This window comes from Luteibacter sp. UNC138MFCol5.1 (assembly GCF_900110505.1).
GTDB lineage: Bacteria > Pseudomonadota > Gammaproteobacteria > Xanthomonadales > Rhodanobacteraceae > Luteibacter.
Window position 1 is genome coordinate 258,206 of record NZ_FODZ01000005.1, and the last position, 18,216, is coordinate 276,421.

Annotated in this window: 23 protein-coding genes; 10 read left to right on the forward strand and 13 right to left on the reverse strand. The window is 67.5% G+C overall.

Translation table 11 applies throughout. The features are described 5' to 3' along the window. Positions 1–43 precede the first annotated feature (43 nt). Positions 44–1,042 carry an alpha/beta fold hydrolase gene (locus BMY69_RS15320; RefSeq protein ID WP_090179812.1) on the forward strand — a complete coding sequence of 333 codons (999 nt, stop codon included), beginning with the start codon at positions 44–46 and terminating at the stop codon, positions 1,040–1,042. Positions 1,043–1,078: 36 nt separating this feature from the next. On the opposite strand, the gene BMY69_RS15325 is transcribed toward BMY69_RS15320, so the two are convergent. The 4 genes from BMY69_RS15325 to ttcA all read right to left on the reverse strand — a co-directional run bounded on the left by BMY69_RS15325 (position 1,079) and on the right by ttcA (position 5,001). Next, positions 1,079–1,846 carry a M48 family metallopeptidase gene (locus BMY69_RS15325; RefSeq protein WP_090179814.1) on the reverse strand — a complete coding sequence of 256 codons (768 nt, stop codon included), beginning with the start codon at positions 1,844–1,846 and terminating at the stop codon, positions 1,079–1,081. A gap of 73 nt (positions 1,847–1,919) precedes the next feature. Further along, on the reverse strand, positions 1,920–2,828 hold the full coding sequence (locus tag BMY69_RS15330) for a recombination-associated protein RdgC (RefSeq protein WP_090179817.1): 909 nt from the start codon (positions 2,826–2,828) through the stop codon (positions 1,920–1,922). 78 nt (positions 2,829–2,906) lie between these two features. Continuing rightward, positions 2,907–4,094, reverse strand: coding sequence for an amino acid aminotransferase (locus BMY69_RS15335; RefSeq protein WP_090179819.1), 1,188 nt, complete (start codon positions 4,092–4,094; stop codon positions 2,907–2,909). Between the two features lie 34 nt (positions 4,095–4,128). Beyond that, positions 4,129–5,001 (reverse strand): tRNA 2-thiocytidine(32) synthetase TtcA, encoded by an 873-nt coding sequence (gene ttcA, locus BMY69_RS15340; protein ID WP_090179821.1) that lies wholly within the window; start codon positions 4,999–5,001, stop codon positions 4,129–4,131. 100 nt (positions 5,002–5,101) lie between these two features. On the opposite strand from ttcA, the gene BMY69_RS15345 reads away from it, so the two are divergent. Both BMY69_RS15345 and BMY69_RS15350 read left to right on the forward strand, forming a co-directional pair. Then, positions 5,102–5,308 carry a YdcH family protein gene (locus tag BMY69_RS15345; protein WP_090057611.1) on the forward strand — a complete coding sequence of 69 codons (207 nt, stop codon included), beginning with the start codon at positions 5,102–5,104 and terminating at the stop codon, positions 5,306–5,308. A 5-nt stretch (positions 5,309–5,313) separates the two neighbouring features. Next, positions 5,314–5,910: a GNAT family N-acetyltransferase gene (locus tag BMY69_RS15350; RefSeq protein WP_177191197.1), complete on the forward strand. Its 597-nt coding sequence runs from the start codon at positions 5,314–5,316 to the stop codon at positions 5,908–5,910. A gap of 7 nt (positions 5,911–5,917) precedes the next feature. Here the strand turns inward: BMY69_RS15350 and BMY69_RS15355 are convergent, their stop codons facing one another. The 6 genes from BMY69_RS15355 to BMY69_RS15380 all read right to left on the reverse strand — a co-directional run bounded on the left by BMY69_RS15355 (position 5,918) and on the right by BMY69_RS15380 (position 11,510). Next, a complete protein-coding gene (locus BMY69_RS15355; protein WP_090057616.1) occupies positions 5,918–6,928 on the reverse strand; it encodes an HlyD family secretion protein in 1,011 nt (336 codons plus the stop codon). A gap of 12 nt (positions 6,929–6,940) precedes the next feature. Continuing rightward, positions 6,941–7,138 carry a DUF1656 domain-containing protein gene (locus BMY69_RS15360; protein ID WP_090057619.1) on the reverse strand — a complete coding sequence of 66 codons (198 nt, stop codon included), beginning with the start codon at positions 7,136–7,138 and terminating at the stop codon, positions 6,941–6,943. Continuing rightward, a complete protein-coding gene (locus tag BMY69_RS15365; protein WP_090179825.1) occupies positions 7,128–9,254 on the reverse strand; it encodes an FUSC family protein in 2,127 nt (708 codons plus the stop codon). The genes BMY69_RS15360 and BMY69_RS15365 overlap by 11 nt, the downstream gene beginning before the upstream one ends. Before the next feature lie 11 nt (positions 9,255–9,265). Then, positions 9,266–9,757, reverse strand: coding sequence for a MarR family winged helix-turn-helix transcriptional regulator (locus tag BMY69_RS15370; RefSeq protein WP_090179828.1), 492 nt, complete (start codon positions 9,755–9,757; stop codon positions 9,266–9,268). A gap of 936 nt (positions 9,758–10,693) precedes the next feature. Further along, positions 10,694–11,284: an NUDIX domain-containing protein gene (locus BMY69_RS15375; protein WP_090179830.1), complete on the reverse strand. Its 591-nt coding sequence runs from the start codon at positions 11,282–11,284 to the stop codon at positions 10,694–10,696. Further along, complete coding sequence (locus tag BMY69_RS15380) at positions 11,277–11,510, reverse strand: hypothetical protein (RefSeq protein ID WP_090179833.1); 234 nt, start codon at positions 11,508–11,510, stop codon at positions 11,277–11,279. Before BMY69_RS15380 ends, BMY69_RS15375 begins: the two co-directional genes overlap by 8 nt. 299 nt (positions 11,511–11,809) lie before the next feature. Here BMY69_RS15380 and BMY69_RS15385 point away from each other — a divergent pair, with 299 nt between their 5' ends. Continuing rightward, positions 11,810–12,301, forward strand: a complete 492-nt coding sequence (locus tag BMY69_RS15385) for an SRPBCC domain-containing protein (RefSeq protein ID WP_090179835.1) — start codon at positions 11,810–11,812, stop codon at positions 12,299–12,301. A 12-nt stretch (positions 12,302–12,313) separates the two neighbouring features. Here the strand turns inward: BMY69_RS15385 and BMY69_RS15390 are convergent, their stop codons facing one another. The 3 genes from BMY69_RS15390 to BMY69_RS15400 form a co-directional block, all read right to left on the reverse strand. Next, positions 12,314–13,081, reverse strand: a complete 768-nt coding sequence (locus BMY69_RS15390; RefSeq protein WP_177191198.1) for an alpha/beta hydrolase — start codon at positions 13,079–13,081, stop codon at positions 12,314–12,316. Positions 13,082–13,216: 135 nt separating this feature from the next. After that, the gene (locus BMY69_RS15395; protein WP_090179839.1) at positions 13,217–13,864 is read right to left on the reverse strand and encodes a DUF1109 domain-containing protein; all 648 of its coding nucleotides are present in this window, start codon (positions 13,862–13,864) and stop codon (positions 13,217–13,219) included. Continuing rightward, positions 13,861–14,559, reverse strand: coding sequence for a sigma-70 family RNA polymerase sigma factor (locus BMY69_RS15400; protein WP_218143205.1), 699 nt, complete (start codon positions 14,557–14,559; stop codon positions 13,861–13,863). Before BMY69_RS15400 ends, BMY69_RS15395 begins: the two co-directional genes overlap by 4 nt. 142 nt (positions 14,560–14,701) lie before the next feature. Between BMY69_RS15400 and BMY69_RS15405 the strand changes: the two genes are divergently transcribed. The 6 genes from BMY69_RS15405 (at position 14,702) to BMY69_RS15430 (ending at position 18,209) form a co-directional block, all read left to right on the forward strand. After that, positions 14,702–14,983, forward strand: coding sequence for a BufA1 family periplasmic bufferin-type metallophore (locus tag BMY69_RS15405; RefSeq protein ID WP_090180029.1), 282 nt, complete (start codon positions 14,702–14,704; stop codon positions 14,981–14,983). Then, the gene (locus tag BMY69_RS15410) at positions 14,905–15,738 is read left to right on the forward strand and encodes an HvfC/BufC family peptide modification chaperone (RefSeq protein WP_090179842.1); all 834 of its coding nucleotides are present in this window, start codon (positions 14,905–14,907) and stop codon (positions 15,736–15,738) included. The genes BMY69_RS15405 and BMY69_RS15410 overlap by 79 nt, the downstream gene beginning before the upstream one ends. Before the next feature lie 11 nt (positions 15,739–15,749). After that, positions 15,750–16,220 (forward strand): DoxX family protein, encoded by a 471-nt coding sequence (locus tag BMY69_RS15415; RefSeq protein ID WP_090179844.1) that lies wholly within the window; start codon positions 15,750–15,752, stop codon positions 16,218–16,220. Positions 16,221–16,309: 89 nt separating this feature from the next. Beyond that, positions 16,310–16,579 carry a BufA2 family periplasmic bufferin-type metallophore gene (locus BMY69_RS15420; protein ID WP_090057651.1) on the forward strand — a complete coding sequence of 90 codons (270 nt, stop codon included), beginning with the start codon at positions 16,310–16,312 and terminating at the stop codon, positions 16,577–16,579. 47 nt (positions 16,580–16,626) lie between these two features. Further along, a complete protein-coding gene (locus BMY69_RS15425) occupies positions 16,627–17,466 on the forward strand; it encodes an MNIO family bufferin maturase (protein ID WP_090180031.1) in 840 nt (279 codons plus the stop codon). Then, positions 17,463–18,209, forward strand: coding sequence for an HvfC/BufC N-terminal domain-containing protein (locus tag BMY69_RS15430; RefSeq protein ID WP_090179846.1), 747 nt, complete (start codon positions 17,463–17,465; stop codon positions 18,207–18,209). Before BMY69_RS15425 ends, BMY69_RS15430 begins: the two co-directional genes overlap by 4 nt. The last annotated feature ends 7 nt before the right edge of the window (positions 18,210–18,216 follow it).

Genomic DNA, 18,216 nt, shown 5'->3' on the forward strand with positions numbered 1-18,216 from the left:
CCCCGCATCTTGCGGGGCGTCCACCGTTACGAAGCCCCCATTCATGGCCAAGACCCCCACCCTCGCCTCGTCCGATCGCCGCCCGCTCTGGCAGCGCCTGCTGCTGCGCCGGCTGAAGTTCCTCGTCATCGTGGCGGTCGTGCTGGGCCTGGGCGCGGGCATCGTCTACCTCTTCGCGCCCTCCCTGCTGCTCAAGGCCGACGCGGCCCGGCAGGCGCTGAGCGCGCACATGGAGAAGAAGACGATCGTGGCGGGCGACACCACGTGGTCGTATTACGAAGGCGGCCAGGGTCCGACGATCGTGCTGCTACACGGCTTCGCCGCCGACAAGGCCACCTGGCTCGAAACCGCCAAGGCGCTCGGCGAACATTTCCACATCCTCATTCCCGATCTTCCGGGCTGGGGCGATTCGTCGCGCATCGACACCGGCGACTACGGCATTCCCCAGCAGGCCGCCCGCCTCGAGGCCTTCGCGGCCGCGGTCGGCGCGCAGCGTTTCCTGCTCGTCGGCCATTCGATGGGCGGTGCGATCGCTGGCGTGTACGCGCAGCAGCATCCCGAGCGCGTGGCGAGTCTCGTGCTGATGAGCTCGCTCGGCCTCACGTTCAAGGACAACGACTTCACCCGCGACGTGAAGTCGGGCAAGAATCCGTTCCTTCTCGAGGATCGTGCCGATCTGGAAGCTCTGCTCGCGCGCATGTTCCTCAAGCCGCCGCAATTCCCCGGTCGCATCGAGGATGCGCTGGTCGCACGCAACCGCAAGGACCACGCCTTCATCGAGCGCGCGTTCGTCGAACTTAAGCAGCCGGCGCAGGCGTTCGCGCTCGACCCGGTCATCGGCAAGCTGCAGATGCCCGTGCTCGGCCTGTGGTGCCGCGAGGACAAGATCATCGACGTGTCCGCGCTGGACACGCTGCGCGAAGGCCTGAAGAGCTCGCCGTCGATCGGCGCCACGGTGCTGAACGGCTGCAACCACATGCCGATGCTCGAGAAGCCGGAAGACACCGCGCGCGTCCTGACGGGTTTCGCGCTGGCGCATTGATCGCCAACGCGACCGGCGCCCGCCGGCGGGCTAAGCTCAGTCCGCCACGTCGGCGATCAGACGATCGAGCTGCATCTTCAGCCCGCTGCCGTTCGCGCGCAGCCACGTGCGCTGTTCCTTGTAATCGGGAAACACGGCTTCCACCCAGTGCCAGAACTTCGCCGAGTGGTTGCGCACCTTCAGGTGACACAGCTCGTGCACGAGCACGTAGCGCAGCGCCGCGGGCGGGGCGAGCGCGAGGGCGAGATCGAGGTTGATCCTGTCGCGCGTGTCCAGGCTTCCCCACAGGCTCTTCAGCGGCCGGATGCGCAGGGCGGTCGGCGCCGCGTTGATCTGCGGGATGTAGGCGGGCAGCCAGCGCGAAACGTCGCGCCGGATCTGCGCCTCGAAATGCGTCGCGAGCAGCCCCCGGGCGACGAGCAACGCGCGGGTGTGCGGGCGCGGGATGCTGAGGGTGAGCAGGCCCGGCTCGTGCTCCACGCGCGGATAAGGGCCCTCGGCCCAATCGAGGGTGACGTCCTCGCCGCGGAATGGGAACGTGGTGGGGACTCCCACGCGCAGCGGCGGCAGGGGCTCGGCATCGAGGTTGAACTCGCCGAGCTTCTGCTCGAGCCAGTCGGCATGGTGGCGCAGGAACGCGGTCATCTGCGCCACATGCGTGCCGTTGGGATAGGTGAGACGGGCCCCCTTTGGCGTCACCGTCAGCCGCAGGCGGCGCGCACGGGGGTGCGCCGCCTTCAGTACACGGATCGTGGCGCCCGTGGGGGTCGCCAGTTCCAGCCAGTCGCCTTCTTCCGATGCCATGAGCCGAGTCTCGTTGCGATCCCGACGAACATCCCACCAACTCATATCAGACACTGCGACTGGCGGGCCGGGATCATTCCGGGCGAGGCAGCGTGAACCATTCGGCGAGCTTGCCGAGCAGGCGTTCGTATTCGAGCGCCATCAGGGCGAAGTTCGCGTCCATTTCCGCCGCGGCCGATTCGGGGCTGTCCGCCTGTTCGTCGAGCACGACGTCCGTGAACTTGATTTTACGCAGGATCAGGTCCTCGCCCAGCACGAACGATATGCGGTCGTCGAACACCAGACCCAACTGGAACACCTGCTTGCCGGTTCGGAGGTGCTCCCGAATCTCATCGGTGTCGAGACCCTGGCGGCGGCAGCGCGCGATGGCGCCCGAGGCCGTCGCCGGGTCGCGGAGTTCGCATTCGTCGCCGAGGACCAGGCCGGCCGGCAGCTCGCCCGAGGCGACCCAGTGGGTCATGAGGATGCGCGGGGACTCTTCCGGCGCCAGCGGGGCGGCCGGGAAGCTTCCCAAGGCTTCGCGGATCTGGCTCAGCGTATTCTCAGCCGACTTGCGACTGGAGGTATCCAGCACGAGCCAGCCGTTCTTCTTGTCCGCGTAGGCCTTCATGCGCGAGCTGCGCACGAAGGCGCGCGGCAGGAGCTCGTTCATGACGTCGTCCTTGAGCTTCTTGCGCTCGCGGCCGCCGACCTTGCGTCCCTCTTCCTCGACGATCTTCTCGATGCGATTGGCCAGCTCGTCGTTCACGACGGCCGATGGCAGGAGCTTATCCTCGCTGCCCACCGTGACCATCGTGTTGCGGCCGACCGTATGCGTGAGCGCTTCCTCGTTGCGGCCGAGCGGCGAGACGAAACCGCGCGTCGAGAGCTCCATCGGACCGACGGGACGCAGACGGTGTTCCGGCAGCGCCTCGTCGAGACGGTCGAGATCGGCGGCGACGGGTTCGGAAAAACGGAAAAGCGTCAGGTTGCGAAAGAACATGTATCGACAAATCTCTTGCGAAGGGGTGGCCATGACGGACGCGCATGCGTCCGCCGGCGAAACACGATGGGTGCGAGGTCAGACCACGCGGGCGATGGCGTCGGCCACGCGCTCGATATTGCCACCGTTGAGGGCGGCGACGCAGATGCGGCCCGTGCCGACGGCGTAGATGCCGAACTCGCTGCGCAGGCGCTCGACCTGGGTGGCGGAGAGTCCCGAGTACGAGAACATGCCGCGCTGGCGCTCGATGAAACCGAAGTCGCCGGCCTTCGCCAGGCGCTGCGTCAGTTCGCTGCGCATGCGACGGATGCGCTCGCGCATCTCGCCCAGTTCGGCTTCCCACGTCGCGCGCAGGTCGTCGTGGTTGAGCACGGCGGCCACCACGGCCGCGCCATGCGTCGGCGGATTGGAGTAGTTCGTGCGGATGACGCGCTTGACCTGCGACTGCACGCGCGTGGCTTCGTCGTGCGAACCCGTGACGATCGACAGCGCGCCGACGCGTTCGCCGTACAGCGAGAACGACTTCGAGAACGAGCTGGCGACGAAGAACGGCAGACCCGCGTCGGCGAACTGGCGCACTGCGGTCGCGTCCGCCTCGATGCCATCACCGAAGCCCTGATAGGCGATGTCGAGGAACGGCACGAGGCCGTGCTCGCGCACCGTCTCGATCACGCGCTTCCAGTCGTCGGTGCCGAGGTCCACGCCCGTGGGGTTGTGGCAGCACGCGTGCAGCACGACGACGGCGCCCTTCGGCAGCTTCGCGAGGTCGGCGAGCATGCCGTCCACGTCGACGCCATGCGTGGTCGCGTCGTAGTAGCGGTATTCCACGACCTCGAAGCCCGCGCTCTCGAACAGTGCGCGGTGGTTCTCCCAGCTCGGATTGCTGATCGCGACCGGCACGTTCGGATTCAGGCGCTTGAGGAAATCGGCGCCGACCTTCAGCGCGCCCGTGCCACCGAGGGCCTGCGCGGTGACCACGCGGCGATCGGCGAGCAGCGCGGAATCCGCGCCGAAGAGCAGCTTCTGCACCGCGGTGTCGTAGAGGGCGATGCCGTCGATCGGCAGGTAGCCGCGCGGCAGCTGCGCTTCGAGGCGCGCCTTTTCGGCTTCGCGCACGGCGCGCAGGAGCGGCACGTGGCCGTTCTCGTCGTAGTACACGCCGACGCCGAGGTTCACCTTGTCGGCGCGCGTATCGGCGCCGAAGGCTTCGTTGAGGCCGAGGATCGGATCGCGCGGCGCGAGTTCGACGGAAGAGAACAGGGTCATGATCGGAGGGCCTTGTAGACGTTAAGGGGAATGATCAGTCGGTTTCGTCGTGACCGTCGCCGCCGGCGAGCCACGCGTGCGCGTCGGGCCGCGACGCGTCGTCGCGTGCGCCGAGCGAGGCGAAGTCGAAGAGCGAGCGGTCGGTCAGCTGCGACGGCGCGATGTTGCCCATCGCGCGGAAGATGGTTTCGCTGCGACCGGGATGCGCCTTCTCCCAGTCGGCGAGCATGCGCTTGACGACCTTGCGCTGCATGTTCTCCTGCGAACCACACAGGTTGCAGGGAATGATCGGGAACGCGCGCGACTCGGCATACGCCGCGATGTCGTCTTCACGGCAATACGCGAGCGGACGGATCACGACATGGCGGCCGTCGTCGGAGAGCAGCTTCGGCGGCATCGCCTTCAGGCTGCCCTGGTAGAACATGTTGAGGAAGAACGTGCCGAGGATGTCGTCGCGGTGATGGCCCAGCGCGATGCGCGTGACGCCGTTGTCCGCGGCCCACTGATAGAGCGCGCCGCGGCGCATGCGCGAGCACAGGCTGCACATCGTCTTGCCCTGCGGGATGACGCGGGTGACGACGCTGTAGGTGTCCTGTTCGATCACGTGGAACGGCACGCCGCGGGCCGTGAGGTACTCCGGCAGCACGTGCGCGGGGAAATCCGGCTGCTTCTGGTCGAGGTTGACCGCGACGATCTCGAAGCGCACGGGAGCCTTCGCCTGCAGCGAGAGCAGCATGTCGAGCAGGGTGTAGGAATCCTTGCCGCCCGACAGGCAGACCATGACCTTGTCGCCCTCCTCGATCATGCCGTAGTCGGCGATCGCCTGGCCGACCTGGCGGCGCAGCCGTTTGGCCAGCTTACCGGCTTCGAAGGTCTGCTTGCGGGTGGCGTCGGGGGAGGCGGACATGAGGGTGGCACTTCGGGACGGGCGAGTCGCCTATTGTAGCCGCTGCGGCCGGGCGCGCCGGGAGTTACAATCGCCCCTTCCCCCCGACCGGCCGAACGCCATGCAGGTCCAGGATCCGATGCAGCTCTCCCAGCGCCTGGCCGAACTGAAGGTCGAGCACCGCGACCTCGACGCCGCCATCGACCACCTGGCGGCCGCCATCAGCCGCGACGAACTCCAGCTGACGCGCCTGAAGAAGCGCAAATTGCTGCTGAAGGACGCCATCGCCCGCATCGAAAGCCGGCTGATCCCGGACCTGGACGCCTGAATCCCATGGATACGGTCCGCCTCGAGAACCGCTGGGTCACGCTGGAACCGCTCGCGCTGAACCATGTGGCCGCGCTGGAGAGCGCCGCGGCCGACGGCAACCTCTGGGATCTCTGGTTCACCTCGGTGCCCGCCCCGGGCCGAATGACCGACTACGTCGAGGCCGCCCTGCGCGGGCAGGAAGAAGGCCGGATGTCGCCCTGGGTGGTGCGCGAGAACGGCAGCGGGCAGATCGTGGGTTGCACGCGGTACTACGACATCGTGCCCGACCCGTCCCGCCTGGCCATCGGATACACGTGGTACGCGCGGCGCTGGCAGCGCAGCCACGTCAACACGGCCACCAAGCACCTGCTGCTCTCGAACGCGTTCCAGGAGGTCGGCGCGGTGGCGGTGGAATTCCACACCGACGCCTACAACCAGGATTCGCAGCGGGCGATCGAGCGGCTCGGCGCGAAGCGGGAAGGCATCCTGCGCGCGCACAAGCGCCGCAACGACGGCTCCCTGCGCGACACGGTGTGCTACAGCATCCTCGCCACCGAATGGCCGGATGTCGACCGCTGGCTGCAGCACCGCCTGCGGCGGCTGGCGCCAGCGGAAGCCTGACACCCCCTCAGCGGGCCGCCACGCCCGCCGGATGCACCACGAGCGTCGCGGTCATGCCCGCCGCCAGCACGGTGCCCTGCGGCATGTGCGCCGTGTCGATCTTCACGCGCACCGGCACACGCTGCGCCAGCCGCACCCAGTTGAAGGTCGGGTTCACGTCGGCCAGCAGATCGCTGCCGGTGGGATTGTCGGCGTCCGTGATGCCGCGGGCGATGCTTTCGACGCGGCCCTGCAGACGCACGCCGCCGCTCATCAGGCGGATGTCGACGGGATCGCCGATGCGCAGGCCCGGGAGTTTCGTCTCCTCGAAATACCCGTAGATCCAGTAGGAGCCGCTGTCGATCAGCGCCATGCGCGCCGTGCCCGCGCTGGCATAGTCGCCGATGCGCACGTCGAGGTTGGTGACGTAGCCGTCCACCGGGGCGCGCACTTCGGTGCGATCGAGGTTGAGCTGCGCCGACGCCAGTTCGACCTGGGCCTGCGCGACCGCCGCCAGCGCCTGCTGCTGCGACGCGCTGGCCTGCTTCGTGCTCGCCTGCGCCTGCTGCCATCCGGCACGGGCCGCGTTCGCCGCCGCCACCGCGTTGGCCTTGTCTTCGGCGGAGATGACGTTGTTGATCAGCTTCTGGCGACGCTCCGACTGCGCCTCGTACATCTCGTAGTTCGAGCGGCTCTGCTCCGCGCCGGCGAAGGCCGCGTTGATGTTGGCACCGGCGGCGCGCGCCGCGGCCTCGGCGGCGTTGAGGTTCGCCTTCGCCTGCGCCACCGCGTTCTCGTAGCGCGCGCGGTCGACGACGAAGAGCAGGTCGCCCTTCTTCACCGTCTGGTTGTCGATCACGCGGACATCGGTCACGAGGCCGGACACGTCGGGCGCGATGCGCACGATCTCGGCGCGCACGCGGCCGTCGCGCGTCCATGGCGAATACATGTAGTGCTTCCACAGGGCTAATCCGACGACGACGCCGACGACCACGACGAGCGCGGTGATGGCGAAACGGACAAGGGAGGCGAGTTTCATGACGGCATCACTCTAATTCAGGAGCAGCGCGAAGGCGCCGAAGACACAGACGAAGACGGCGAGGCGGAAGAGCGGCGGGTGCCAGACGAAGCGATAGAGACTGAAGCGGCCCGCGATCGCGTCCAGCAGCCAGATGACCGCGATCGCGAGGACGAACAGGATCAGCAGGCCCGGGACGAGCGCGTCGCCCAGAACGATCTCACGTGGCATGGACGATCTCCTTGCTCAGCGGGGTGTCCGGCATGTACGCGGCGAGGATGGACTCGCCATCGAGCAGCGCCATGCGGACGAGGTGCAGGTGTTCGATGAGGTGCGCGCTGTCGTCGTGCTCGCCCACGCTCGCGATCGCCGTGGCGACCGCGTCGCGCGCCAGCAGGTAGCCCGGCGCGTCGGGCTTCTCGTAGAAGCGGGCGAGGCTGCGCAACGCCGCGTCCAGATAGGGCTTGAGCGTCGACGGCACGCCGCGACGGACCATGTCGTGGCGCAGTTCGATCAACGCGCGTCCCGTCTCATGCACCGCGAGGGCCCAGGCGAACAACGCGCGCGAGTCGCTGCTGCCGGGCTCGGTCTGGGCGGCGATCTGGCTGACGAGATCGTGGTTGACGCTTTCGAAGCGGTGGCGCAGACCGGGCAACGGCGCCTCCGCGGCGAGCGCCACCTGCGCGCGCAGGCGCGCGAGCTGGCGGCGCCGCAGCCAGGCGCTGCCGATCGCGGGCGGGATCACGATGAACGACACCGCCGCCGCCAGCAGGCCCACGATCTGCGCGACCGCGTCGTTGATGAAGTGCGCGGGGTCGTAGGTCTGCGTGTTCTTGAACGCCAGGATGTAGACGAGGCCGAGCGCCCAGCCCAGGCCGAGGCCCGCCCAGCGCGGGCTCGCCATGAGCATCACGCCCACCACGATGAATGGGAACACGCCGGCGACCAGCAGACCGTAACCCTCGAGCTGCGTCAGCACGAAGAAGTTGCAGACGAAGCCGAGCACCATGCCGATGAAATAGCCCCAGGTCAGCTCCCAAGTGGCGCGCGTGGGATTCGGGATGGTCGCGAACAGGCCGGCGAAGATCGTCGCGTTGAGCATGGCGCCCCCGCCCTGCGGCCAGGCGCTCTCGATCCAGTACACACCGAGCGCGAGCATCGCCAGCGTCGTGCGCAGCGTCGCGATGCCGGCCCCCACGAAGTCGTTGCCGCGATCGAAACGCACGCGTTCGGCGGACCCGGCGATGACGCGCGGCGCCTGCAGCGCCACGGCGGTGTCGACGTAGTCGTGCAGCTCATCGACGAAGCGCCGCAGCAGCGACGCGCCGGTGTCGAAGTCGCGCAGGTCGTGCGCGTCGTCGAGGGTGGCGCGCAACGCGGCGCGCGACGAGGCGATCGCGTCGCGCGCGGCCGTCAGGCGGGGCAACAGGATGCGCGCGGCCGAACCGGCCTCGATCGGCGCGTCCAGCGCCTCCCCGATCGGCCTGTACAGCTGGATGAGCGTGTCGGCCGCGCGGTCGCGACGCGCGCGCTTGAGGCGGTTGATCAGGTGATGCAGCGACTGGAAGCTGGTCGAGGCGGCCATGAACCGCTGGTTGAACAGGCGCATCTGGTTGCTGCGGGCGCGAGCATCCGCGTCGGCGAAGATGACCGAGCTGCGCAGGTCTTCCAGCGTGACGGACGCGCGCACGAAGCGCAGGTGGGCCTTTTCCATCGATTCGCGCGGGATGGCACCGCCGACGCTGTCGCGGACGAAGCCGAGGAAGTGCGCGAACTGGTCGCGGGCCGTGCGCCGCAGCACGTCGCGCATGCGGCTGGGAAAGACCACGTCGCTGATCACGCCGCTGACGAGGACGCCGAGCAGCACTTCGCTCAGGCGCGCGACGGCGGAATCGAAGACGCCCGGCGGGTTGTCGATGACCGGGATCGCCACGATGGCGGCGGTATAACCCGCAAGCACGAACGCGTAGGCCTTGAAGTTGCGGTAGAGCGTCGCCCCGCCGGCGCAGAGGCCGATCCAGAGCGACAGCGCGACGAGCAGGAGGTCGCGCTGCTGCGGAAACGTTGCCATGATGGCGATCGCGCCGAACGCGCCGGCAAAGGTACCGAGCGTGCGATAGAAGCTCTTCGCGAGCACGAGGCCCGACTGGCGGTTGGCGACGATCAGGGTCGTGATCATCGCGGTGGACGGCGCGGGAAGGTCCACGCGCATCGCGATCCAGCCCGCGACGAAGAGGGCCGTCAGCGTCTTGGCGACGAACAGCCACACCGACGCTTCCTCGCGCAGCGTGTTCGCGAGAACGTCGTGGGTGAGCGGAACCCTGGTTGAGGCCGTCGATGCGGACATGGCGCGCTCGCTTACTCCCCGAACCCACCAAGCATCTTCTTCAGCAGGACCTCGAGCTGGCCCTGCTCGTCGGACGTCAGGTTACGGGTCTGCCGGTGAAGGAGCGTGACGATGTCGGGAAGGAAGCCCTCGATCGCCTCCACGCCCTCGGGGGTGAGCGTGAGGGTGACCTTGCGCCGGTCGTCCTCGCTGCCGGAGCGGACGATGTAGCCCTTGTCGCAGAGCTGACCGGTCAGGCGCGTGACGTTCGCCGACTTTTCCCCGGCGACGTCGGCCAGCTCGGACGGATGGAGGCTGTTGTCGGGCGTGCCGTACAGCATCATCAGGATGTTGTACTCGGGGTGGTTCAGGCCGTACCGGCGCATCGCCGCGTTCGCGTCGTCGTTGATCTCCTTGAAGAGATGCTTCACCAGGCGCGTGACGATCGCAGGCTGCCGCGGGAAGGCGGGGTACTTGGCGATCGTGATATCGAGACGGGCTTCGGTGGTGGCGAAATCGCGCATGGCGGCGCTCCGGCGGTGGTTACTCCATAAGTATATAGTTCATTTGTGTATATTCAATATGTGTAATTGATCCGACTTATCGCGCTGCTTCGACTCTTATTTCGCCAGCCGCTCGCGCCGGTAGCCCGCGTTGAACCATGCGCCGAGTCAGCCGGGCGCGGCGGTCCAGCCATGGGCCTCTGGCCGCCGCCCCGGCAGGCTAGCCGCCAAGGTGACGTACAGGATCAACGGTTGGCCCACCACCGGCAGGTCACGAGTCCGCCGCCGCACGGGCTCGTACGTGCATAAGCCCCCGGTGCCACAGCCACCACCGACCAATCGGAACTAGGCACCAGAATGACCTGCATCTGGCCATTGCCCAGCTTCGCTACGTCAACAATGAATCTCTCCCAGAACGGGAGGGACCGGCCTGCCCGATAGCGCTGACAGGACTCCCGTGATGTCCGTCGTCGATTTGGCTAGACCATGTGCTTCTTGGCGTTGCTCAATTATTAGTGGCCCACGGGCCGAGATGGCCCAATTCAGTCCGGCACGGCGACGTCAACCACCTTGCCTCTTGACCGGAACGCGAGCGATCGCCTTGCAATCACAAACGCTACCGACAACGTCGATCCGGCGACGAAGTATGTTGCTCCGGCAGCTGGCCCCTGCATGTGCGGCGAGGTAACTACCGACAGGATGGCCGGATACAGCGATGAGCATGGCCCGATTATTCAATGATCCGATCAAACGAACATTCCATCCAGCCGGAGTGACGCCCTGCATCATGTGTTCGCAAGCTTGGGGATTTCCAGAATTGCTGCGGTACATGGCCACAAGCTTCTCGGCCACCTCAGCGCCTGGGCCTGTCGCCTCTATATCGGCATTCAGGCCAGGGTTCGGCATCGTCGGTTGCCGACGCGGCAGTGACGCTTTCGATCTCAATGGTTTCCATGATCATTCTCCTTTCGTCACCAACGAGCTTATTTTTTCTAGGAACCGTGGTACCTGATTGATTGTCTGTAGGCCTTGGACGCGCTCAAATCTGAACCACTCCGCGCTGGAGGCTTCGGTCTCGTCGAGCACCACCTCACTAGGATGATCGATAAAGGCTGGATACCAAAGCGATGCATCCTCGTGGCACGCAGCGATATCGCCTAACGTTTGGGCGAGGCCACAGAACGCGGCCGCTTCGCCTGCAAGGGACACGCTGATACCGCACTCTTCATGCAGTTCACGTTCCGCTGCCCGATACGGTGGTTCGCATATATCGACGTGGCCGCCTGGAGGGAGCCATATCCCCGACTTCCGGTGAGAAATTAAGAGCACATGTCTTATGTGCCGGATCACGGGCACCGCATACACGACGAGATGGCGCGAAGGGATGTTAGGAGATACACGCCGGTAGACGTCGTTGGTCGAGTTCAGCCAGGCGAGCACATTTATCGCATCCTCGCGTTCCTGCTGGTCCCAGGGCGTTATGATGCGCAAAGTGTCCCGCAGGTGGGCGACAGCTTCCTCGATATCTTCAGTGCTATGACTATGCATTTATGAGAGACCAGTTTTCCCGCTGTTTTGATTTCAGAAGCTCAACCCCGATGTGCCGCCTTTCATCGTCAGTCAGATCCTCGTCCATTTCGTCGAGTATTTCCTCAAATTCGTTGATCATGGGCGCGTAGCAATAATCAGGACAGCGCATGAGCGCGTCGGCGACATCGATGATGTCGGCATTGACGCTCTGACGCAATTGAACGACCTCGTCATCGTTGATCAATCCGCATTGATTGCTAGTAACGGCTTCGGTTCCTGTGAGGCCTTACTCTCCTGGTACCCGTGTCGACTCAGGATCCTCTCGAGTGGCCTTTCGCGTCGGGACGGGTCAATCTCATAGTCTGCAAGGATAAGGACTGCACGCCGATGGAGCCGACGATCGCCAACGTGACGGAGGGCTACAGGGGCGCAAGGGAGAAAGCCGCGTTGCAGAAAGGGCATGGCGCCACCAACCCAACGATGCGCCCGTTCGACCGCGCGAAATAGCACAACTCAATCACCTGCAACGCAAGGGAGCCACCGATGCCTGAGAAGACGCCCGCCCCGTCCGCCGCCACGACCGTGGAACGCGAGTCCGATCGCGCGCTCGTGGTCCGGCGCACGTTCGCCGCACCCGCCCGTCAGGTGTTCGAGGCCTGGCGCGATCCCGATGCGTTCATCAGCTGGTGGGTTCCGAAGGCGTTCGCTTCCGCCCTGCTCTCCCACCGGCTCGACGTGCGCGAGGGCGGTTCGTATCGCCTCGAGTTCCGCAACCCGGAATCAGGCGAGCCGATGGCCTTCTTCGGCACGTACAAGGAGGTGATCCCGAACGAGCGCATCGTCTGGACGAACGAGGAAAGCGACGATGGCGCGCTCACCACGGTGACGTTCGAGGAGCGCGACGGGAAGACGCTCGTGACGTACCACGAACGCTATCCGAGCAGCGAAGCGCTGGAAGACGCTCTCGCCGGATCGGCCGAAGGGCTTCCCGGGCAGTTCTCGCAGCTGGACGATTTCCTCAGCGGCCGCGCCTGACCGGGCCGGAAATCAGGGCTTCGGGCACGCCGCCGGCGTCGTTCGCGGCGCGTCGCCCGCCCTGGCGAACACCTGCGCCGCCAGCGGGGTCCATGAGCGCCAGGCATGCACGCCATCCCCGCTGATCACGTGAGCGTCGGGCACCGCGGGTCGCAGCAGCGGCATGTTGCGGGCGAATTTGTCGTCCGCGCCCCACGCCAGCCAGACGCGCGGATCGCCGCCCTCCATCGACCACGCCTTCGCGCGGCGCCACAGTTGCTCCTGCCAGTTCGCGGCGTCGGGCGGCGCCGCGACGGGCGCCTGCCAACGCGCGAGACCCCCGGCGTCGCGGATCCGACGAAGCATCGCGTCGTCGCCCAGGTACGGCGCGAGCAGCACGATGCCGTCGACGTCGCACGGATACGCCGTGTCGTAGAGCAGCGCACCCATGCCGCCCAGCGAGGCGCCCACGAGCCATACCTCCGCGTGCCGGGCGCGCTCGTGCTCCACCAGCGCGTGCAGGTCGGGCATCGCGCGCTCGTCCTTGTAGTAACCGATGGTCATCTCGACGAACACGACGTCCGCGTCGGGCCACGCCGAACGAATCGCGTCACCGACGCCACCCGCCTGAAGGGAGTCCAGGTTGTCCCCGATCCCCGGCAAGACGAGGACGACGCGACGCGGCGCCTGCTCGGCGGCAAGGCGGCGCACCGCCGGCGGCTTCGAGGTATCGCGTACCGGATAGCACGCGCTGGCCGAGATACAGGCAAGCGCGACGGCGATCCATCGTAGGAGGTGCATGATCGGCTCCGGGCATCGGTTCGTCGCCATGCATACGCATGACCGCCCCCTTCCGGATGCATCCTGAGGGCCATGCCGTGCATGGCCGATGATCGCGACACGCGGTGACGGGTCAGACCGGGAATGGCGGCACGATCACCAGCGCAGCCAGCGCGGGCCGGCGAGCGCGCCGATGCCCGCCGCCACCAGCATGCCGACCACGTACCAGATCGCCCAGAACGGCGGGGCCATTTCGGGGCAGTGGAAGCAGTAGCCCATCGCGGCGATCGCGCCGGCGAGGAGCCCCGCGACGGCGCCGGCGAGGCGCAGGCGGACAGGCGCCATGCCGCGGATACCCCAGAACACGGCGACGATCGAGGGCAGCGACAGCAACGTGATCAGCACCGAGCAGACTTTCCACGTGTGTCCCAGGACGAGCGCGCCGCGCTGCGCGGCCTCGGCACCGCCCAGAACGATGGCGGCGAGCATCCACGCGAGCAGGAAAGGCAGGCCGAGCGCGAACCATCGCGGCGTGCCGATGCGCGCCGCCGGGCGGGACAGGCGCAGGCTCACCAGCAGGGCGACGACGGCGACCGCGGAGGGGAGCGCGAGGCGCACCCAGAATGCGGGGTCGTGGATCACGGTCGACAGATCGGGGCGCACGCCGAGCAGCACGAACATCAGCGCGGTGGATGCGGCCGTTCCGGAAGCGAGGCCCAGGACAAAGCGGCGCCGCGCCTCGCGGCGAGCCGGCGCGGGCGACGGTTCGCGCGCTAGGAGGGCAACGAGGTCGTCGGTCTTCATGCGCCACCCCGGATGCGGGCGGCCAGCGCCTTCAGGCCGCGATGAATGCCGACCTTGATGGCGGATTCGGACAGGCCGCTACGTGCCGCGGCTTCCGCGACGGTCAGTCCCTGCAGTTTGACCAGCTGGATGGGCAAGCGATGACGGTCCGGAAGCATCTGCAGCAAGTGTCCCACGTCGCGCCGCGCGTCGGCCGGCTCGTCGTCGGAAGCGACGAACAGGTCGTCGTCGCCGATCGGATCGTGCAGCGCTTCGCGCCGGGCGTGCGCCCGGAAGAAATCGACGAGCTTGTAGCGGGCGATCGCATGGATCCACGCGGTGACCGGCTCGCCCGCCCGGTAGGTGTGCCGCGCGTTGTGCACGGCCAGCAAGGTGTCCTGGAGGATGTCCTCGACGTCTTCGAGCGCCCGCGGCAGGCGCCGGCGCAGATAGGCGCGCAGGTAGGAGGCCAGCCGATCGAGGAAGCCGCGATACGCGACGCCGTCGCCAGCCATGCCGGCGATGAGGCGAACGCGCAGTTCATCCTCGACCTGCGCGCGTCGTTCGGCCGCTGGGTCGCATGTCCGCTCGGGGATCATTGACGCTCCGTCCAGGGGGATGCGCGCCATGCGGTTCACGGCGCCCGGCAGTGTAGACCAGGCGACGCGACGATCCGCATGGCGAGGCATGAGTCGCGTGATCGGCATGGCGTCCATGATCCCGAGTTCGTCCGGCGCCGCCCGGCGGTTACAGCGCGACGAAAAATTTTTTCTCGATGGCCGGCTGTAACCGTCGCGACCCGGCCGACGAACTCGTCCATGAAGCCGGCCACCCGGGTCCGGCATGACGGGAGTTCCCATGTCACACCGTTACGTCACGTCGCTCGCTTTCTCCGTCGCCGCCCTCGTCGCGGGCGTGGCGCATGCCGATGAGAAGCAAAGCGGCAAGCAGCCGGCCGTCGAAAAATGCTGGGGCGTCGCGAAGGCGGGCCAGAACGATTGCGCGGCCGGTCCGGGCACCACGTGCGCCGGCACCGCGAAGGCGGATTACCAGAAGAACGCATGGAAGAACGTACCCGCCGGTACCTGCACGTCGATCAGGACGCCCAAGGGCAACGGCTCGCTGACCAAGGCGGGCTGAGCGTCGCCGTGCCTCGCCCGGCGGCCTCCCTGTCGCGGTTCCAGCGCTCGTTCCAGGCGGCGCTGGTGGGCGAGGCGCCCGCGGCGCCGTGGGAGGGCGTACGAGGTTTCGCCGTGCACTACGGCACCGCGCGACAGGCCGCGATCGACGCGCTCGAGGCCAACTATCCGGCCGTCGCTTGCCTCGTCGGCGCCGAGTGGTTCCGATCCGCAGCTGCCGCCTATGCCGTGGCCTGCCCGCCGGGCGACCCTCGGTCGAGCACCTACGGCGATGCGTTCCCGGCCTTCCTCGCCGCGGCACCCGCCGCGCGGCACCTGCCTTACCTGGCCGATGTCGCCCGGCTCGATCGCTTCTTCCTGGAAAGCCAGTTCGCCGCCGATGCGCGGTGCCTCGATGTCGCGGCCCTGCGCGCGCTCGACGCCTGCGCACTGGGCGAGCTGGCCGTCGCCCCTCATCCCGCGACGCGCGTGCTTGCCGCGGCGACGCCCGCCTTCGCCATCTGGGAGGCGAGTCGACAGGGGCGCGCCGTGGGTGACGACCTCGCATGGATACCGCAGGTCACGCTGATCACCCGTCCGCTGCACGAGGTCGAGGTGACGACCACGGAAGGCGCGGCACTCGACTTCCTCGACGCGTGCCGTGGAGGCGCCACGCTGGCGCGCTGCATCGATCGTGTCGCCTCGCTGCACCCGACGGTCCCCGCCGATCGGGTTTTCTCCCACCTGCTCCAGGCGCGCGCACTGACGACCGCCTGAAGGAAACGCCCATGAACCCAGCCACCGCCCTCGCCGGCCGCCCCCGCTCCTTGCGGGATCGATGGAATCATCTGACCGCGCACCTCGAACGATGGATCGGAGGCGACCTCATCGCGCTGACCGGACGAGTCGCCATCGCGGCGATCTTCTTCCAGTCCGGACGCACCAAGGTCGAAGGCTTCCTGACGATCACCGCCAGCACCTACGAGCTGTTCCGCAGCGAATACGCGCTGCCCCTCGTCCCGCCCGAGATAGCGGCGCACGCGGCCGCCGCGGTGGAGACGTTCGTGCCCGTGCTGCTGGTGCTCGGGCTCTTTACGCGCCTGTCGGCGTTCGTGCTGCTCGGCATGACGACGATCATCGAAATCTTCGTCTACCCCGACGCGTGGCCGACGCATCTGTCATGGGCGGCCATCCTGCTCTACCTGATCGCGCGCGGCGCGGGGCGCTGGTCGGTGGATCGCGCCATCGGCGTGCGCTGACGACATCTCATCGCGCTGTAACCGGGCGCCATCGCCGGACGAACTGATGTGTGCCGGTCCGGCATTCCTTCACATGATGGAGTATCACCATGCATACCGCTTCGCAAAGTATCGCTGCCGCCGCGGCGCTGTTCGCCGTCTCCACCGCCGCCATCGTCGCGCCCGCGCAGGCGGCCGAACAGGCGGCCGGCAAGACCGTCCACTGTTACGGCATCAATTCGTGCAAGGGCACGTCGGACTGCAAGTCCGGCAGCCACGAGTGCAAGGGCCAGAACAGCTGCAAGGGCCAGGGTTTCAAGGAGGTTTCCGTGCAGGAGTGCAAGGCGCAGGGTGGCAGCACCACGCCGCCGGCGGGTTGATGGAGCCGGCCCGGCCGCTCGTCGGCCGGGCCTTCGAGGAGAGCACGATGGCACCGTCCGCACTTCCTTCCTTCGCCGGTTTCGGCCTCGGCTTGCGCGTGCCGCACTACGCGGACGTGCTCGAAGCCCGGCAGCCGCTCGATTTCGTCGAGGTCATCTCGGAAAACTTCATGGTCGACGGCGGCAAGCCGCTGCACGTACTCGAGCAGGTGCGTACGCGCTACCGCCTCGCGCTGCACGGTGTGTCGATGAACCTCGGCGCCGTCGACGGGCTCGACGCGACCTACCTTCGCCGCCTGCGCCTCCTCGCGGACCGGTTCGATCCCCTTTGGGTCTCCGACCACGTGTGCTGGACCGGCGTCGATGGCATCCACACGCACGACCTCCTTCCCTTGCCGTACACCGACGAGGCGCTGGAGGTCGTCGCACGCAACATCATGGTGGCGCAGGAGGCGCTCGGCCGGCCCCTCGTCGTCGAGAACCCATCGACCTACCTTTCGTTCGACGGCGCGATGACCGAAGCGTCGTTCCTCGCCGAACTCTGCGCCCGCACAGGGTGCTATCTGCTGCTCGACGTCAACAACATCGTGGTCAGCGCGACGAACCATGGCCAGCGTGTCGAGGACTGGCTCGATACGCTGCCCGTCGACCGGATCCGGCAGATCCACCTGGCCGGCCACAGTCGGGGAGAGGATCTCCTCGTGGACACGCACGATGCGCCCGTCCCGTCACCGGTGTGGGATCTGTATGCCCGCTTCATGGAACGCCTCGGCCCCGTCGCGACCATGATCGAGCGAGACGGAAACATTCCGCCCCTGGCGACACTACTCGACGAGCTCGACGAAGCACGTCGCATCGCCGGCGCGTCGGCCCGCGTGGCGGCATGACCCTCGCCCTGCTGCAGCGCCGGTTCGTCGGCTCGCTCCTCGACGGCGGCGAGCCGCCGGTCGCCGATGCGCGCGGATGGCGCGTGCATCTCGGCAATTACCGCGGCGGCCTCGTGGAAGCCCTGCGCGACACCTTCGAACGCACCGAACGCCTGCTTGGCCACGAGCGTTTCGCGGCCATGGCCCATGCGTACGCGGAAGGCCATCCCTCGCACGCGTGGAGCCTCAACGGCTATGGCGCCACGTTCCCGGATTTCCTTCAACGTTCGGGGGCGACTCTAGCGGTCGCCGAGGTGGCCTGGATCGACGAGGCACTCAGGGATGCCTTCTATGGCCCCGATGTCCCGTCCATCGCACTGCGCGACTGCCCCGTGGATGACTGGAGCGAGGCGACGTTCCGCTTCGTGCCGACGGTACGCCTCCACCGACTGCACACGAACGCCGCGACGATATGGGCCGCGCTCGCCGCGTCGTCGCCCGCTCCGGATGCCGTCACACTGACGGAACCCGCCACGGTACGCGTGTGGCGCCGGCACCTCGCCCCACGTTTCGCCACGCTGCCGTCGCGCGATGCCGCCTGCCTGTCGCTGGCCATGTCGGGGGCGACGTTTGGCGAGGTATGCGTCTGGCTCGGCACCCAGGTACCGGCCGCCGACGTGGCGGCCGAGGCCGGCACGCTGCTGCGCGAATGGTTCGACGAAGGCCTCGTGCAGGGTTGTTCGGCGGCCGGCGCGTCACGCTGACGCGCCG

Coding starts and splice junctions, on each gene's coding strand:
- BMY69_RS15355 (WP_090057616.1), bottom strand. CDS start 6,928: ATGAAACTCGCCTCCCTTGTCCGTTTCGCCATCACCGCGCTCGTCGTG.
- ttcA (WP_090179821.1), bottom strand. CDS start 5,001: ATGTCCGCCTCCCCCGACGCCACCCGCAAGCAGACCTTCGAAGCCGGT.
- BMY69_RS15345 (WP_090057611.1), top strand. CDS start 5,102: ATGCAGGTCCAGGATCCGATGCAGCTCTCCCAGCGCCTGGCCGAACTG.
- BMY69_RS15320 (WP_090179812.1), top strand. CDS start 44: ATGGCCAAGACCCCCACCCTCGCCTCGTCCGATCGCCGCCCGCTCTGG.
- BMY69_RS15330 (WP_090179817.1), bottom strand. CDS start 2,828: ATGTTCTTTCGCAACCTGACGCTTTTCCGTTTTTCCGAACCCGTCGCC.
- BMY69_RS15370 (WP_090179828.1), bottom strand. CDS start 9,757: ATGCGCGATTTCGCCACCACCGAAGCCCGTCTCGATATCACGATCGCC.
- BMY69_RS15405 (WP_090180029.1), top strand. CDS start 14,702: ATGTCACACCGTTACGTCACGTCGCTCGCTTTCTCCGTCGCCGCCCTC.
- BMY69_RS15385 (WP_090179835.1), top strand. CDS start 11,810: ATGCCTGAGAAGACGCCCGCCCCGTCCGCCGCCACGACCGTGGAACGC.
- BMY69_RS15365 (WP_090179825.1), bottom strand. CDS start 9,254: ATGTCCGCATCGACGGCCTCAACCAGGGTTCCGCTCACCCACGACGTT.
- BMY69_RS15420 (WP_090057651.1), top strand. CDS start 16,310: ATGCATACCGCTTCGCAAAGTATCGCTGCCGCCGCGGCGCTGTTCGCC.
- BMY69_RS15425 (WP_090180031.1), top strand. CDS start 16,627: ATGGCACCGTCCGCACTTCCTTCCTTCGCCGGTTTCGGCCTCGGCTTG.
- BMY69_RS15430 (WP_090179846.1), top strand. CDS start 17,463: ATGACCCTCGCCCTGCTGCAGCGCCGGTTCGTCGGCTCGCTCCTCGAC.
- BMY69_RS15400 (WP_218143205.1), bottom strand. CDS start 14,559: ATGGACGCCATGCCGATCACGCGACTCATGCCTCGCCATGCGGATCGT.
- BMY69_RS15360 (WP_090057619.1), bottom strand. CDS start 7,138: ATGCCACGTGAGATCGTTCTGGGCGACGCGCTCGTCCCGGGCCTGCTG.
- BMY69_RS15335 (WP_090179819.1), bottom strand. CDS start 4,094: ATGACCCTGTTCTCTTCCGTCGAACTCGCGCCGCGCGATCCGATCCTC.
- BMY69_RS15415 (WP_090179844.1), top strand. CDS start 15,750: ATGAACCCAGCCACCGCCCTCGCCGGCCGCCCCCGCTCCTTGCGGGAT.
- BMY69_RS15325 (WP_090179814.1), bottom strand. CDS start 1,846: ATGGCATCGGAAGAAGGCGACTGGCTGGAACTGGCGACCCCCACGGGC.
- BMY69_RS15375 (WP_090179830.1), bottom strand. CDS start 11,284: ATGCATAGTCATAGCACTGAAGATATCGAGGAAGCTGTCGCCCACCTG.
- BMY69_RS15395 (WP_090179839.1), bottom strand. CDS start 13,864: ATGAAGACCGACGACCTCGTTGCCCTCCTAGCGCGCGAACCGTCGCCC.
- BMY69_RS15390 (WP_177191198.1), bottom strand. CDS start 13,081: ATGCACCTCCTACGATGGATCGCCGTCGCGCTTGCCTGTATCTCGGCC.
- BMY69_RS15350 (WP_177191197.1), top strand. CDS start 5,314: ATGGATACGGTCCGCCTCGAGAACCGCTGGGTCACGCTGGAACCGCTC.
- BMY69_RS15410 (WP_090179842.1), top strand. CDS start 14,905: ATGGAAGAACGTACCCGCCGGTACCTGCACGTCGATCAGGACGCCCAA.